The sequence below is a fragment of the Kaistella sp. PBT33-4 genome (assembly GCF_029194425.1).
In the GTDB taxonomy this organism is placed as follows: Bacteria; Bacteroidota; Bacteroidia; order Flavobacteriales; family Weeksellaceae; genus Marnyiella.
On record NZ_JARFYL010000004.1, the window covers coordinates 166,998 to 181,585 of the forward strand.

Annotated in this window: 14 protein-coding genes; 11 read left to right on the forward strand and 3 right to left on the reverse strand. The window is 43.6% G+C overall.

All coding sequences use genetic code 11. The features are described 5' to 3' along the window. Positions 1 to 44: 44 nt before the first annotated feature. The 6 genes from kdsA to P0M11_RS09575 all read left to right on the forward strand — a co-directional run bounded on the left by kdsA (position 45) and on the right by P0M11_RS09575 (position 5,594). Positions 45 to 854, forward strand: a complete 810-nt coding sequence (gene kdsA / locus P0M11_RS09550; RefSeq protein ID WP_275625462.1) for a 3-deoxy-8-phosphooctulonate synthase — start codon at positions 45 to 47, stop codon at positions 852 to 854. 83 nt (positions 855 to 937) lie between these two features. After that, positions 938 to 3,118, forward strand: coding sequence for a TonB-dependent receptor plug domain-containing protein (locus tag P0M11_RS09555; RefSeq protein WP_275625726.1), 2,181 nt, complete (start codon positions 938 to 940; stop codon positions 3,116 to 3,118). An 8-nt stretch (positions 3,119 to 3,126) separates the two neighbouring features. Continuing rightward, the gene (locus tag P0M11_RS09560; RefSeq protein ID WP_345774362.1) at positions 3,127 to 3,480 is read left to right on the forward strand and encodes an SRPBCC family protein; all 354 of its coding nucleotides are present in this window, start codon (positions 3,127 to 3,129) and stop codon (positions 3,478 to 3,480) included. 347 nt (positions 3,481 to 3,827) lie between these two features. Next, positions 3,828 to 4,325, forward strand: coding sequence for a hypothetical protein (locus P0M11_RS09565; protein WP_275625463.1), 498 nt, complete (start codon positions 3,828 to 3,830; stop codon positions 4,323 to 4,325). 203 nt (positions 4,326 to 4,528) lie between these two features. Continuing rightward, the gene (locus P0M11_RS09570) at positions 4,529 to 5,092 is read left to right on the forward strand and encodes a ferritin-like domain-containing protein (protein WP_275625464.1); all 564 of its coding nucleotides are present in this window, start codon (positions 4,529 to 4,531) and stop codon (positions 5,090 to 5,092) included. Positions 5,093 to 5,150: 58 nt separating this feature from the next. After that, positions 5,151 to 5,594 (forward strand): PepSY-like domain-containing protein, encoded by a 444-nt coding sequence (locus P0M11_RS09575; RefSeq protein WP_275625465.1) that lies wholly within the window; start codon positions 5,151 to 5,153, stop codon positions 5,592 to 5,594. A gap of 114 nt (positions 5,595 to 5,708) precedes the next feature. Here P0M11_RS09575 and P0M11_RS09580 read toward each other — a convergent pair whose 3' ends face one another. Continuing rightward, positions 5,709 to 6,581, reverse strand: a complete 873-nt coding sequence (locus tag P0M11_RS09580; RefSeq protein WP_275625466.1) for a universal stress protein — start codon at positions 6,579 to 6,581, stop codon at positions 5,709 to 5,711. A 284-nt stretch (positions 6,582 to 6,865) separates the two neighbouring features. Here P0M11_RS09580 and P0M11_RS09585 point away from each other — a divergent pair, with 284 nt between their 5' ends. Further along, positions 6,866 to 8,017: a zinc-dependent alcohol dehydrogenase gene (locus tag P0M11_RS09585; protein WP_275625467.1), complete on the forward strand. Its 1,152-nt coding sequence runs from the start codon at positions 6,866 to 6,868 to the stop codon at positions 8,015 to 8,017. A 31-nt stretch (positions 8,018 to 8,048) separates the two neighbouring features. Next, entirely contained in the window at positions 8,049 to 8,591 is a 543-nt protein-coding gene (locus P0M11_RS09590) for a hypothetical protein (RefSeq protein ID WP_275625468.1), read from the forward strand. Between the two features lie 92 nt (positions 8,592 to 8,683). Here the strand turns inward: P0M11_RS09590 and cphA are convergent, their stop codons facing one another. Then, the gene (gene cphA / locus P0M11_RS09595; protein ID WP_275625469.1) at positions 8,684 to 11,311 is read right to left on the reverse strand and encodes a cyanophycin synthetase; all 2,628 of its coding nucleotides are present in this window, start codon (positions 11,309 to 11,311) and stop codon (positions 8,684 to 8,686) included. Between the two features lie 229 nt (positions 11,312 to 11,540). Between cphA and P0M11_RS09600 the strand changes: the two genes are divergently transcribed. The 3 genes from P0M11_RS09600 (at position 11,541) to P0M11_RS09610 (ending at position 13,718) form a co-directional block, all read left to right on the forward strand. Then, positions 11,541 to 12,437 (forward strand): cyanophycinase, encoded by an 897-nt coding sequence (locus tag P0M11_RS09600; protein ID WP_275625470.1) that lies wholly within the window; start codon positions 11,541 to 11,543, stop codon positions 12,435 to 12,437. A 34-nt stretch (positions 12,438 to 12,471) separates the two neighbouring features. Further along, entirely contained in the window at positions 12,472 to 13,314 is an 843-nt protein-coding gene (locus P0M11_RS09605) for an isoaspartyl peptidase/L-asparaginase (RefSeq protein ID WP_275625471.1), read from the forward strand. 134 nt (positions 13,315 to 13,448) lie between these two features. After that, complete coding sequence (locus P0M11_RS09610; protein WP_229723859.1) at positions 13,449 to 13,718, forward strand: YtxH domain-containing protein; 270 nt, start codon at positions 13,449 to 13,451, stop codon at positions 13,716 to 13,718. Positions 13,719 to 13,749: 31 nt separating this feature from the next. Here the strand turns inward: P0M11_RS09610 and P0M11_RS09615 are convergent, their stop codons facing one another. Continuing rightward, entirely contained in the window at positions 13,750 to 14,553 is an 804-nt protein-coding gene (locus P0M11_RS09615) for a class I SAM-dependent methyltransferase (protein ID WP_275625472.1), read from the reverse strand. Between the last annotated feature and the right edge of the window lie 35 nt (positions 14,554 to 14,588).

A 14,588-nucleotide genomic window follows, 5' to 3' on the forward strand; every position in this document is an offset into this window, starting at 1 on the left:
GTATTTTTAACCCTTATCAATTATTACCTTATAAGTCTATCAAAATGATCCAACATCTAAATAACATCGATCACTCAGATTCCACTAACTTTTTCCTGATCGCTGGGCCCTGTATTATTGAAGGCGAAGACATGGCTCTCAGAATTGCTGAAAAGGTGATTACCATTACCGATAAATATAAGATTCCCTATATTTTTAAAGGCAGTTTTAAGAAAGCCAACCGCAGCCGTGTAGACAGTTTTACCACAATTGGCGAAGAGAAATCACTGGAAATCCTGAGAAAAGTAGGGGAGACTTTCAACATCCCTACTACTACAGATATTCACGAAAACGAACATGCCGCACTGGCGGCGCAGTACGTAGATGTTCTGCAGATTCCCGCTTTCCTGGTAAGGCAAACTGATCTGTTGGTGGCGGCGGCAAAAACCGGAAAGTGCGTTACACTGAAAAAAGGGCAGTTTCTTTCGCCCGAAGCCATGAAATTTGCTGTGGAGAAGATTACCGATTCCGGAAACTCAAAAACAGCCATCATTGAAAGGGGAAATTCTTTCGGCTACTCCGATCTCGTAGTAGACTTCCGCGGAATCCCGACTATGCAGCAATATGCACCCGTGATCCTGGATGTCACACACTCTCTTCAGCAGCCTAATCAAAGTTCCGGCGTTACAGGAGGCCGACCGGAACTCATTGAAACCATAGCAAAAGCTGGAATCGCTGTGGGGGCCGACGGTCTTTTCATCGAAACTCATCCGGACCCGAGTTGTGCAATGTCAGACGGTGCCAATATGCTAAAACTGGACCGACTGGATGATCTGCTGCAAAAACTGACGCGCATACGCGAAGCTATCCTGTAATTCAGTTAATTTTTATAAATTTAGTTCCTAAAATTCGCGACTTGAGAAGACAGATTTTCCTTGCAGCCTCCATCCTGCCTCTAATGTTTTATTCCCAAAAGGAAGATACCTTACGTACACAGACCATTGAAGAAGTGGTTTTCCAGAGAAAAGGAAATGTAACCCAGGATGTTACCAATGTAAGCGTCAATGCCAGACAGGCTGGCCAGATTGCTTCTGTTTCGGGTGGTATTGAAGGGCTGATCAAAACACTGCCGTCCGTAAACTCCAATACGGAGCTTTCTTCACAGTATATGGTCCGTGGCGGCAACTATGATGAAAACCTGATCTACATTAACGATATCGAGATTTACAGACCTTTCCTCATCCGCAATTCCATGCAGGAAGGGATGAGCATTATCAATCCGGATATGGTTTCCACGGTGAATTTTTCAGCCGGTGGATTTGAAGCCAAGTACGGCGATAAGATGTCATCGGCCCTTAATATCTATTACCGTGAGCCGGAAAAATTTGAAGTATCCGGTGAAGCCAGCATGATAGGAGGGAGGCTTTCAACAGGTTTTGCGACAGGGAACAAAAAACTGACAGCCCTGGTTTCCGGACGGTACAGAAATACCAATCTTATATTAAACACACTGAATGAGGAAACGGATTTCAATCCGAGATATATGGACTTCCAGTCCTATCTGAATTATCATGTGAGTCCAAAATTTTCCATGTCGTTTATCGGTTATTATTCGCAAAACGATTATGAAATGATTCCGAAGGCCAAGGAAGTTGAGTTTGGCAGCGTGAACCAACCTATAAAAGTAAGTGTTTTCTATAACGGCCGCGAGGACGACAGATACAAAAACATGATGGGAACTTTTTCCCTGAACTACAGACCTAATGATAAATGGAAAATCCTTCTGGATAATTTTGCTTATCAGAACCGTGAGCGCGAGTATTACAGTATCGCCTCCGCCTATGTGCTTGAAAGTTTTGACCCCGTGACCGGCGATCCTGTTACCTCCTACGATGTGGGCGGACAGATAGACCATGCACGGAATGACCTTATGGTCAGAACCTATGGAACACAGTTGCGGACACGTTTTTCACCCAACGTAAACTCCAATATTGAAGTCGGTTTTAAATTTGAAAAAGAAAATCTGCGGGACCTGACCAACGAGTGGCGATTGGTGGATTCTTTGGGTTACAGCGTACCGCGTGATCAGGTTTTGCCGGGCGTACTGGATCCATCGTCCATGGAACTCTATTACCATATTGCCGGTGATAATAGTATAGAACCTACCCGGATGTCAGCTTATGCGCAGTATTCCAACAAGTTTTACTGGGGCCGCAGCCGTGCTTATTTCAATGCAGGAGCCAGGGTAGCCAATTGGTCTTTCAATAAGGAAACAATTTTCTCACCGCGCGCGCAGTTTGCAGTTAAACCGGACTGGAAGGCGGATATGCTTTTCCGGGTTGCCGGTGGAATTTACTATCAGCAGCCTTTTTATAAGGAAATAAAGGATTTGGACGGAAGTTTCAATTCAGAAATCAAATCACAGCGCTCGATGCAGCTAATTGTTGGTAACGATTACGAATTCTCCATGTACGACCGGCCTTTCAAACTTACCACCGAGCTTTATTATAAGAAGATGGACGACCTTATACCGTATTTTATGGACAATGTGCGGATCCGTTATTCAGGGAAAAACAATGCCGATGGGTATGCCTATGGAATTGATACCCGGCTTTTCGGCGAATTTGTTCCGGGAGTAGATTCATGGCTGTCTGCAAGTTATGCCCGTACTTTTGAAAACATAGACGGCAGGGGAGACATTGCACGTGCTACTGACCAAAGGTTCCGTTTTGCCATTTTCTACCAGGATTATATGCCTAAATTTCCAAAAATGCGGGTCAATCTGACCGGTATTTACGCTATGGGACTGCCTACAGGCGCACCCATCATGTTTGACAGTAACGGACAGCCCAGCCTGGAAACCCGGTACGACTATCAGAAAACATTGCCGTCGTACAAAAGGGTGGATATTGGCCTTTCCTATGTATTTATTGATCCTAAGGAAAAAAACAAAGCCTGGGGCTTCTGGGAAAATTTTGAAGAGCTCACCTTGGGTGTTCAGGTTTTCAATGCTTTTAATATTTACAACACGGTGGCCAACCAGTGGGTTACAGACGTAAGCAATAACTATATCTATCCGGTTCCGGTAAATCTTACAGGCCGTTTCTTCAATGCAAAGCTGGAGTTCAGGATAAAATAATTTCGCTGATGCCCAGGATTGAACTCAGCACCGAAATCAGATCTTCAATAGAAATATGCTTTGATCTTTCGCGGAGTGTGGACCTTCATAAACTCTCAACAGCGAAAACGAACGAAGAAGCTGTTGCCGGAAAAACCAGCGGACTGATGAATCTGAATGAGACCGTTAGCTGGAGAGCCACCCATTTTTTTATCCGTCAGGAGCTGACTACAAAAATTACGGCTTTGGATCATCCTGTATATTTTGTTGATGAGCAGCTAAAAGGAATATTCAGATCGCTCAGACATCAGCATAAATTTGCTCAGGACGGTGAAAAAACAATTATGACCGATTACTCACAAGTTATATGCGGAAATTCCTGATCGAAAGAAATCAGATTATAAAAGAATTTGCAGAATCAGATCGCTGGAAAGAGGTGTTGGATGGAAAGATCTATAAGTAGATAGCGTTTCAGATTTACTCAGGAGAAAAACTGCGGGTTATGATACAGCGAATGCAGGCAATTTAACATAATATAAATTATAGGCGTTTCTGGTGTATATATGCTGCTGATTTAAATCGTGCTTTATTAATACTGAATCAGCTTTAATATCATTTACCGCAGCTATGCTGAAACACTTTCTAAAAAAGAACAGTTTCAGTCATTCTTCTATTCATACTTTTACAGAGCTCTGCTATTTTTTATATTTTAGCTTTTATTTTTAGTATTATGAAGAAATCAATTTTAGTGTTAGGCATGATAGCCGTAACAATGTCCTGCGGGAAAAAAACTGAAAACACGATTAATGACGTTTCCAACCGCGATTCGCTGGCGGTAAATGAAAGTGATATTCAGATAGATGCCATTCCGGAAAACTGCTATATGGAAGCTACCGGTAAAGATTCACTTTTTGTACGCCTCAGCGACAATTTGGGTACAGTTACGGGAAAGATGCATTATAAAAATTTCGAAAAGGACAGTTCATTTGGCGACCTTGTGGGCATGGCCGATGGCGATACCCTAAAACTTGAATATACCTTCCAGGCCGAAGGAACCACTTCAACCCGTGAAATATGGTTTCTGAGAAAAGATGGCAGTCTTATAGAAGGCATTGGCGACTATAACGAAACGGGTGAACAGTACAAAGATCCCAAACTTCTCAAATTTACCGGTGGACATACCCTACAAGCCGCAGACTGCAAAGGTTTTGATAAAAATTTAAAATAGCAGCTGTAAGTTGTCAGCAACTGTCGTTTAAATTATTTTTTTTTAAATCCGCGACCACAAAGTTACTTAAGCAGATTGGAGCTGCTCCCCTATTTGCATCTGCATTTACAGCGCTGTTTTTTTTAATAAATCACCATTTAACCCTGCTTTTTTAGGTCTGATATTTGTATAAAAACAGAAATCAAACATAAAAAATCAACATTATGAAAAAGACAACCGATGCCGGCAACGGTCAGGGAACACGTAAGGTAGAAGCAAAATCCTCAGCCGCCGAGGGACTGAAGGAATTATTCAAAGACGGTTTGAAAGATATTGTTTATGCCGAGAGGGCATTGCTGAAAGCCCTTCCAAAAATGATGAATAACGCAACAGAACCTAAACTGAAATCTGCCATTGAAGATCATATTACGGTCACTGAAGGACAGGTACAGAGACTGGAGCAAATCTTTGAAATTCTGGGCGAATCCAGCAGAGGAAAGAAATGTGAAGCGATTGAAGGATTAATAAAGGAGGGCGAAAGCATAATGGAAGAAACAGAAGTCGGACCCGTAAGAGATGCCGGCATCATCGCTGCTTCGCAGAAAATTGAACATTACGAAATTGCATCATACGGAACCCTGGCGGCGTTTGCCAATACTTTGGGCGAAAGTGAGATTGTAACTCTGCTGGAGGCAACTCTGGCTGAGGAAAAGGAAGCTGATTCCTTACTAACAGAATCTGCATATAATTCAATTAATTTCGAAGCCGCAGAAGAAGATACAAAGTAAAAAGGAGGGTTGCAATCTGCAGCCTTTTTTTATGTAATCTTACAACAAAAATATTATTATGAAATTAATAAACTGTAAGAAAATTTCGGTGATAATGGCGGTAGTGGCACTGTCACTTTTAAGTTGCGAAGAACAGAAAATTGTGACTCCTGCTGAACTTCCCGAACAGATAAACACATGGCTTTCCACAAAATTTCCGGGAGCTACTGTTGCACAGGCCTCAACCGAACGTGACGGGTTCAGTAAAAATTATGAGGTCACACTTTCTGACGGCACCAGTATTGAATTTAACGGCAAAGGTGAAGTCACGGATGTGAAGAGTACAAAATCATTACCCGCCGGAATAGTTCCTGATAAGATAATTCAGTATGTGACTAAAAACTATCCCGGCAGTACCATTATTAGCTGGGAGTCAGACGGTAATGGACAGCAAACCCAATTGGATAACAGTATTAAACTGGAATTCAATAAAGCAGGCGATTTTACGCGTATAGATCAGTAACTTAATACACTTAATAGCAATTGCCCAAAACCACCGCATTCAGGTGGTTTTATTATATATGAGCGCTCCCTTTCAGTAGCTGCCGCACACTGAATGTGTTGCAGACATCATTCATCAGAACTGTGGTACAAAGCGTTTTGGAATAATAAGCAGCGGCAAACCTACTTTTGAGGCATGGCGCGCCGCATAGCTTCCAAATATGAACCTATCCAGAAAGCCGTGGTTTTCATGACCCATTACCAGCATATCAATTTTTTCCTTTTTCAGCAGTTCCAGTCCACTATCTATATTATCTGCTTCTATTGACTTGAATGTAAACCTGCCATCAAAATCCTTTGTGAAGTTTTTCTGCCTGTTACTGTATTCCCGGGGATCAATAACCTCTACAAAATTAGGAATATGGGCCACCAGCAGCTCCGCATTAAAATAACCCGCAAATTTTGCCAGACTCTGAGCGGTTAGCTTATCCTCTGCACTCATCTCAGAAGAATAGGCAATTCTGCGTGGAACTTCAAATGTTTTGTCAAAGGGTATAATAAGCAGCGGTAACTTTGTACGCTTAATCATTTCCTGGGTATTGCTTCCAAATACCAAACGGTCCAGTTTTCCCGCACCCGTCATTCCAATTACCACCATTGGCACAACCTTCCCTTCCGCAGCATTCTGCACTATGGTAGAAACATCACCGAAATCACAGCTAGTGCTGATTTCTGGACGGTAAACGCCAGGGAAATTTAATAATATTTCAGTTGCCTTATTTTGAAGCTCACCTGTAAGTTTCTGCAGTCTGGAAATACAGACCTCCCGCAACTCGGGGAAATTTTTTACAGCCATAGAGATTCCGCCTAAGGAAGGATCCGGTCCTTCGGGACGCAGCGCATGGCAAAGATGAATATTTGCATTCAGCCTCAACGCCAGCTGTAAAGCGTAAAACGCCGCGTTTTCGGAAGGCGCTGAAAAATCGGTGGGGATGATTATGGTTTTCATGGTCGGATGATTAGCAGTTTAAGTGCGATTTCCTACCAAATTTAGCAAATCCGTTGATGATGTCCTAATTCCACTTCATGATATATGCTGCCTTCTGTATAGTAAATAAACAATTGTACTGAATACTGGGATGTTTCCCAATTATATATCATCTGGTAAAGTGATGTACTAGTTGACTTCACATTACCAACCCGTTAAGTTCATAAAAAATCATAAATAAATAAAATTCTGTTCCCGTCGGTCCTGCTTTTGCATCCGGTTATCCAATCACAAATATTTGAACTATGTTAGCAATGAACTTTCGCGGGCCTTTCCGTGTGCGCGCAGACCGCAACATGCCCGAACCCCGGATTGAACATCCCGAAGATGCAATCGTAAAAGTACTGAGATCCTGTATCTGCGGCTCCGACCTGCATCTGTACCATGGTTTGGTACCGGATACCAGAACCGGCTCCACCTTTGGACATGAATTCATCGGCGAAGTTGTGGAAGTTGGTCCGTCCGTGCAAAAACTTAAGGTGGGCGACCGTGTCATGGTCCCATTTAATATCGCTTGCGGAAAATGTGCCTTCTGCAAACAGGAACTGTATGGCAACTGTCACGAATCGAATCCCATGGCTACGGCAGTTGGTGGAATCTTTGGCTATTCCCATACTGCTGGTGGCTTTCAGGGCGGTCAGGCCGAATATGCCCGCGTACCGTATGCAGACGTAGGCCCAACTGTTATACCGGACTGGATGGATCCGGATGATGCCGTACTTCTTACAGACGTGGTACCCACAGGTTATCAGGCAGCCGAGATGGCAGGCATACAGAAAGGCGATACCGTAGTGGTCTTCGGCGCCGGACCAATCGGTATTATGGCTGCCAAATGTGCGTGGCTTTTTGGTGCCGGAAGAGTGATTATTATTGATGAACTTGAATACAGGCTGGAATTCGCGGCTAAATATGCGCAGTGTGAAGCGTACAACTTTCACAGCATCGGCGACCCTGTTGTTTTCATTAAAACGCAAACAGACTCCCTGGGAGCAGATGTTTGTATTGATGCCGTAGGTTGCGAGGCCAAAGGAAATATGATGAATACCCTGTTGGGAATGAAACTTCTTCTGCAGGGCGGCTCTACCACTGCCCTGCATTGGGCGATCAATTCAGTAAAGAAAAGCGGTATCGTTTCGATTGTAGGTGTTTACGGTCCAATTGATGCCCTGGTACCAATTGGTAATGTGGTCAATAAAGGTATAACTATCCGGGCCAACCAGGCTGCGGTGAAAAGAAATTTACCTAAACTGATAGATCATGTGCGCAACGGAATTCTGAATCCAAAGGAGATTATTACGCACCGGATTCCAATGGAAGAAGTAGCGGATGCCTACCATATATTTTCGCGGAAGCTGGACGGGTGTATCAAGACCGTCCTTATCCCTCCTACAGCGTAAGATTTCAGTTTAACCTAAAAAAAATTACAAAATGCTTACAGACGAAACAAAGCCAGCAGACTTTAAGAAAAGTGAAGCGGCAGATTATAGCCATATAAAAGGTTGGGGAATAGACGCTGATCCTGAAAACGATCCTGTTTACCCCATGAAGAACCGGAATAATGCAGAACATGAAGGTTACGCCTGGGAAAGACCGGCCCAGCAGAATGATAATGTTGAGATTTTGAAATCTGTGGAACGGCCGAATCTGACTGCTGTTTTTGGTACGGCTTCTCCACCGGAAGGTCTGAATGGTAAACTGAGGAGATTTGCATTTAAATACAGCGAGTCCAGCTACGGACGATGGTTACCCCTGGTGCTGGCTGACCGTGTGGGTGAAGTTGAGGGTATAATTGATGATTTGAAAAAAGGTCATGTACCTAATATTTTTGCAGAACGTGGCTGGGGTTCAGAATGGAAACACAACAGAACCAATTTCCTGCTGAAAGTGGCTGCAGTAGCTGCTGTTGCTGTGGTAGCGGTATCGGTGCTGTCCAGCAACAAAGAGAATGGTGACAATGATGATGGCCTTTAACAAAATTATCACGTTTAGATTTAAAAGTCACTTTCAATCAAAACCAAAAAATCCCGGAAGAAACTCCGGGATTTTTTGGTTTAAAAGTATTTTCAGTGTAGTCCTTCTTCCAGAATTTCTTTTTGCTGATATTCCTGTACAAGGTCAATCGCGTTGGATATTACATCGCTTAAGGCTGTAATGAAAGTGCCTTCCTCTGCCAAACTCATGGCATGCTTCAGCGCCTCAATTTCTTTAGGAATGATTTCAAAACTTGGGTTCTTTCCTGCTGATTGTATTCCGTCTATTACCAGACCGCAGATTTCCTCCTCTGTGCGTCCGCGAAGATGTTTCTCATTTCGTATAATGATATGGTCAAACATCCTGCCGGCAATCTTCCCACATTCCCGTATATCTTCATCACGCCTGTCGCCTACTCCTGAAATGATTCCGATTTTTTTGGGGCTGTCCACATTTGCCAGAAAATCTTCAATCGCTTCATAACCCGCAGCATTGTGTGCAAAGTCAATCATTACCTTGAAATTCTTAAAATTAAAAATATTGAGACGGCCGGGCGTTAGCTGTGCACTTGGGATAAAGGTTCGGAGTGAATTGGCGATGTCTTCAATTTCAAACCCATGAAGATAAGTGGCCAGGCTGGCTGCCAGAACATTGGCAATCATGAATTTGGCCTTACCTTCCATCGTAATTGGAATATTGTTCACCTTGGCAATTCTGATTTTCCAGTCACCCTTTTTTATTGTCACATATCCCTCTTCATAAACACATGTAACCTTACCTTCCTTGGCGTACTTCCTCATATGAGGATTATTTTCATCCATGCTGAACAGCGCAACCCGGGCCGGCAGATCATGCAGCAGTCTCATGGAATATTCATCGTCAGCATTCAGGATGCACCAGCCGTTTTTCTTTACGCTATCCAGCACTACCCTTTTCACACGGGTCAGGTCCCGAAGACTGTGTATATCGTCCATACCCAGATGATCCTCCTTAATGTTGGTCAGGACACCGATGTCAGCCTGGCTGTAGCCCAGTCCGGAACGCAGGATTCCCCCGCGCGCAGTCTCCAGTACCGCAAACTCCACCGTGGGGTCCTTCAGGATGAATTCCGCAGACATCGGGCCGGTAGTGTCGCCTTTGGCCAGCATGGTGTTCTGGATATAAATACCGTCTGATGTCGTAAAACCTACACGGTAACCGTTATTTTTTACAATATGTGAGATAAGTCTTGTGGTTGTCGTTTTACCGTTGGTGCCTGTAACCGAAATAATGGGAATGGTGAAGGGTTTCCCGGGTGGGTAAAGCATATCGACCACAGGAGCAGCCACATTTCTCGGCAAACCTTCGCTGGGGGCCAAATGCATTCGGAAACCCGGTGCAGCGTTAACTTCAAGGATTGCTCCCCCACTTTCTTTAAGTGGCTGGGTAAGATTTTCGGCCATGATGTCAATTCCGCAAACATCCAGTCCAATAATTTTGGACACCCGTTCGCACATGGTGATATTTTCCGGATGAACCATATCTGTTACATCAATGGAGGTGCCGCCGGTGGAAAGATTGGCGGTAGACTTCAGGTATACTATCTCCCCTTTCTGAGGTATAGTCTCAGGCGTATAGTTCAGCCTGCTCAGTAATTCAGACGTATCTTTATCAATGGATATCTCCGTAAGTACATTTTCGTGTCCATAGCCACGGCGCGGGTCCTGATTCTCTCTTTCAATCAGTTCGGAAATATTCAGTTCACCATCACCTACCACATGGGCGGGAACCCGTCTTGCAGCTGCAACCATTTTGTGGTTGATCACAAGTATCCGGAAATCAAAACCTGTAATATATTTTTCGACAATCACTTTTTCGGAAACGGTTTTGGCGTGCTCCAGACCCAAGACGGCAGTTTCCCAGTCGCGCACATTTATAGACTGTCCACGACCATGGTTCCCTGAAAGTGGTTTCAGCACGATAGGGTAACCTATTTTATCTATGATTTTCTTCAGATCCTCCACCTGCACTGCAATATCGCCTGAAGGGACAGGTATGGCAGCTTCCTCCAGCATTTTCTTTGTTGCCTCTTTATTACAGGCAATCTCTACCGCTATGGAACTGGTTTTTCCTGTAACCGTAGCCTGGAACCTCTGTTGGTTTACGCCATAACCCAACTGAACCAGTGAATTTCTGCCAAGTCTGATCCAGGGAATGCGTCGTGAAACTGCTTCTTCAACTATACTTCCGGTAGAAGGTCCGAGCCTTACGCGCTCGCGTATTTCACGAAGACTCTGAATACAGGCTTCAAGGTCATATTCCGTACCGGCCACCAACGCTTCGGCAATCTTCACAGATTCTTCCGCTGCAAAAAGACCGGCACTTTCCTCAAGATAACTGAAAACCACATTGTAAATTCCGGGTGTTTTTGTCTCGCGTGTCCGGCCGAATCCGGTGTTCATTCCTGCCAGGGTCTGTATTTCCAGCGCAATATGTTCTATGACGTGCCCCATCCAGGTACCCATTTCAATACGGTGAAAAAAGCCACCCTCATGACCCTCTGAACATCTGTGGGTAAATAGAGATGGCATAAGTTTTTCAATACGTTCCCGGAATCCCGGAATTTTATTGGTAGGAAAATTTTCAAGCTCCTCCAGATTTAGGCGCATCTGTATCAGTTTTTTGCGGCGGATACTCCAAATGTTTGGTCCGCGAAGGGCCTGTATTTTTTCGATTTTCATGTGTAATAACGCTAACGTTTATTTATTTTTGAATGCTTTCAATATCAAAGATAATTGAAATCCTTGAAAACTGGAGCTGGTGCGTGAAATTTTTGTGGATTTATGGGCAACCGCAACATGTGCTCAATAGTCTGGCAAAAAGTAACCAGATAAAAACAATTAGCGGTCAGTGGGAAAGAATTGCTGTATCTGTAACGCAGCAGCTATAATTTATATAAATTTGCAAGGTATGAAGCCTGTAGGAAAATTAATGATCATCGGCGGAGCTGTGAATAAAGGAAGTTTCACTGAAACTGAATACGAGACCAGTGCAGAGAAAAACCTCAACTTCTTTGAACGGGGAATCCTTCGTAAGATCATCAATGAAAGTAAAAATAAGGAAGAATCAGTAATAGAGGTCATCACTACTGCATCACAGATTCCGCAGATCGTAGGTCCAGAATATAAGAAGGCCTTTGAGTTTTTAGGAGCCAAACATGTTAATATACTTGACATCCAGACGCGCGAGCAAGCCAATTCTGATGCGATTGTTGCCCGTGCCAATAATGCTGATGTCGTTATGTTCACCGGGGGCGACCAACTTCGGTTAACTTCAATATTAGGAGGCACGCGCTTCCATGAAGCCATACTTATCAAATACCAGGAGACAGATTTCCTTTATTGCGGGACTTCCGCCGGTGCAGCTGCTGCCTCCGAAAATATGATCTACCAGGGTTCCAGCAGTGAAGCACTGCTTAAAGGCGAAATTAAAACAACTCAGGGACTGGGTTTCATAGACAATGTAATTGTTGATACACATTTTGTACAGCGGGGAAGGATAGGCCGGCTTTTTCAGGCTGTCGTCAGTAATCCAAGAACCTTAGGTATTGGTCTTGGCGAAGACACGGGTCTTTTCATTAAGGACGACTGCATGACTGCGGTAGGTTCCGGACTTGTAATCCTTGTAGATGGCCGCTTCATTAAAGATACCAACCTAACAAAGGTAAATCTGGGCGAACCAATTTCCATAGATAATTTAGTTGTGCACGTAATGTCGGTAAACGACAGATTTGACCTAAAGACCAAGGAACTCACTATTGAAAACACGCAGTACAGTCCGATACCCTCCTTAAACGGGCAACAGTAGCCGGCTTGCTGCTTTACTGCCAAACACAGCACTAATGAAGATAATAATACATGGTGGCTTCTTCTCGGAAAGCAGCCAGACTGCAGAAACGAAAATAGCCAAACAGCAGTCACTGACAAACATAATTGATCGCAGTTGGGATTATTTGAGGGAACATACAGCGGCGGAAACCGCCGTGTTTGCAGTTTCACTTTTGGAAGACGACGAGCTTTTTAATGCCGGCACCGGATCACAAATCCAGAGCGACGGAAAAATAAGGATGAGTGCATCCTTAATGAATGGGGAAACTCAAAAGTTTTCGGGTGTCATCAATATTGAATCTGTTAAAAATCCAATAAAGGTTGCCGAACTGCTGAAAGATGAAGACGACCGTGTCCTGGGTGGCCAGGGTGCGAAAATTTACGCATCTGCACATGGGATTGAAGATTATTCCACAGAAATACCGCAGCGGCGCTCAGAATATGAGGAGAAACTGAAGAATGGCGGTTTGGGTACTGTAGGCTGCGTGGTTCTGGATAAGGATGGAAAGCTGGCAGCAGCAACATCAACCGGTGGCAAAGGATTTGAGTTGGTGGGTAGGATTTCCGATTCAGCCACAGTAGCGGGAAATTACGCCAACCGCCATTGTGCGGTGAGCTGTACAGGTGTTGGAGAAGATATAGTAAGTAACGCAACAGCTACCAAAATTGTTACCCGCGTAAGCGATGGGCTGTCGGTGCAAGAAGCGTTTCGCAAAACATTCAGTGAGCTGGCAGAAATTGACGGTTTTGCGGGGGCTATAGGAATAGATAGTTACGGAAATATCCATTTTCAGGAAAGTCATCCCACCATGGTATTTGCTGCATATGACGGAGAAAAACACATGATGTTTAAGTAATAAATCTGCAAGGCATTATATATTTTTAATTAAATATCTTTTTAATATAAATTTAAGACATATTCCACTTCCTTTGGCACAGAATTTACAGTTCCTAGCGTAACATTTATTATTAACAAACAAATATTAAAACTATGAGCACTAGAAGAAATGGATTATTGGCATTGCTGGGCCTTGGGGCACTCGCTTTCTGGAAATACAAAAACTCTACACCGGAAGAGCAGCAGGCGGTTAAGGATAAATTTAACACAGCTAAGGACAACTTAGGAAAGTTGGGGAATGATTTGAAGAGCAAAGCTTCCGACATGGCATCTCAGGTACAGAGCAAAGCCGGTGAATTTGCCAACAAAGCCGAAAATAAAGCTGAAGAAGTAAGGTCTGATGTAAACAGCAGCAATCTTTAACAACTTTTTTCAATGAAATAACAAACTGCCTTCATTTGGAAGGCAGTTTTTTTATGGCTGTTAGTGAAAAAACATGGGGAACTTTGTGCCCAAGCTGCGGAATTCTGTATTTGCCGGGCTCAAATTCTTTATTGTGTCTGAAGCAGGGATAGGGTGACCAGTCATATTCATTGAAGGAAGTAATTTGAAGTCCATTGGAAAGAAGTGCAGTTAAAACTTCTGAGGTGGGATGATTCCACGTAACGGATTTCTGATGAAGGTCTGCTGACTGATCCGCGTAGGTTCCCTGCTCCTCTTCCTCAATTGTTTCCTCATTAAAATAACTGTATTTGATGTGTGTGAAATTTTCATCAAACATCCAGATAATAGGATGGAACTCTACAAAGATCAGTTTACCGCCTGGTTTAAGGAAATGGGAAATAACATCTGCCCATTTGTCAAGATCAGGTAACCAACCAATAGTTCCGTAGCTGGTATATACGATATCAAATTTCCCGCTCAGTACATCTGGTAACTCATATAAATCTGAAGTTATAAATTCCGTGTTGACTCCTGCTTTTATTGAGAGGTCGCGTGCAGCTTCAATTGCCTTGTTCGAAAGATCGGCTCCTGTAACATGCGCACCCATGCGGGAAAGTGAGATAGAGTCCTGCCCGAAATGGCATTGTAGATGAAGAATCTCCTTTTCTTTCACCTCTCCTAATATTTCTAGTTCGATTGAGTTGAGGGAGGTCCGACCTGCCAGGAATTCATCCACAAAATAAAAGTCTGATTTTAGATGATGCTCCACCTTAGCATTCCAGGCGTCCCGGTTGATATTTAGATAATTTTCCATCTTCGCTGTTATTTTTGGTCATCAACAGTCCTACT

Coding starts and splice junctions, on each gene's coding strand:
- kdsA (WP_275625462.1), top strand. CDS start 45: ATGATCCAACATCTAAATAACATCGATCACTCAGATTCCACTAACTTT.
- P0M11_RS09555 (WP_275625726.1), top strand. CDS start 938: ATGTTTTATTCCCAAAAGGAAGATACCTTACGTACACAGACCATTGAA.
- P0M11_RS09560 (WP_345774362.1), top strand. CDS start 3,127: ATGCCCAGGATTGAACTCAGCACCGAAATCAGATCTTCAATAGAAATA.
- P0M11_RS09565 (WP_275625463.1), top strand. CDS start 3,828: ATGAAGAAATCAATTTTAGTGTTAGGCATGATAGCCGTAACAATGTCC.
- P0M11_RS09570 (WP_275625464.1), top strand. CDS start 4,529: ATGAAAAAGACAACCGATGCCGGCAACGGTCAGGGAACACGTAAGGTA.
- P0M11_RS09575 (WP_275625465.1), top strand. CDS start 5,151: ATGAAATTAATAAACTGTAAGAAAATTTCGGTGATAATGGCGGTAGTG.
- P0M11_RS09580 (WP_275625466.1), bottom strand. CDS start 6,581: ATGAAAACCATAATCATCCCCACCGATTTTTCAGCGCCTTCCGAAAAC.
- P0M11_RS09585 (WP_275625467.1), top strand. CDS start 6,866: ATGTTAGCAATGAACTTTCGCGGGCCTTTCCGTGTGCGCGCAGACCGC.
- P0M11_RS09590 (WP_275625468.1), top strand. CDS start 8,049: ATGCTTACAGACGAAACAAAGCCAGCAGACTTTAAGAAAAGTGAAGCG.
- cphA (WP_275625469.1), bottom strand. CDS start 11,311: ATGAAAATCGAAAAAATACAGGCCCTTCGCGGACCAAACATTTGGAGT.
- P0M11_RS09600 (WP_275625470.1), top strand. CDS start 11,541: ATGAAGCCTGTAGGAAAATTAATGATCATCGGCGGAGCTGTGAATAAA.
- P0M11_RS09605 (WP_275625471.1), top strand. CDS start 12,472: ATGAAGATAATAATACATGGTGGCTTCTTCTCGGAAAGCAGCCAGACT.
- P0M11_RS09610 (WP_229723859.1), top strand. CDS start 13,449: ATGAGCACTAGAAGAAATGGATTATTGGCATTGCTGGGCCTTGGGGCA.
- P0M11_RS09615 (WP_275625472.1), bottom strand. CDS start 14,553: ATGGAAAATTATCTAAATATCAACCGGGACGCCTGGAATGCTAAGGTG.